Source organism: Clostridium sp. DFI.1.208 (genome assembly GCF_024463855.1).
Lineage (GTDB): Bacteria > Bacillota_I > Bacilli_A > Erysipelotrichales > Erysipelotrichaceae > Clostridium_AQ.
The window spans coordinates 1-284 of sequence record NZ_JANGCA010000280.1; the positions used below are offsets into that span (position 1 = coordinate 1).

The 284-nt window shown below is 46.5% G+C and carries 1 protein-coding gene; it reads right to left on the reverse strand.

Going from position 1 to position 284, the window contains the following annotated elements:
• Positions 1–260 (reverse strand): hypothetical protein (locus NE665_RS24370; protein WP_256302765.1); only part of this gene is annotated, 260 nt, incomplete at its 3' end.
• Positions 261–284: the final 24 nt, after the last annotated feature.

Consider the following 284-nt stretch of genomic DNA (forward strand, 5'->3'; position numbering starts at 1 on the left):
AGCTTTTCTTTTTCTTCGATTTTTTCCTGTGCCTTTGCTTCAAATTCCTCCAGCTCACCGCCAACGTAATACGGGGAGATAATGGTTCCCAGAGGATTTTTTTTCTTTGCGCGCTGCGGCAGCGGTGCCGCACTCTTCTTCTTCGGCTTGCTCTCTTCTTCTCTGGAACCGAAAATTGGAGAAATGACAGGTGAAAACTCAAATTCCTTTTTCTCCTCGCGCTTCACAGGATTTTTCACACGCAGAGGCTCCTCACTCAAAACGATTGCTTCCTTTTCCTTCTC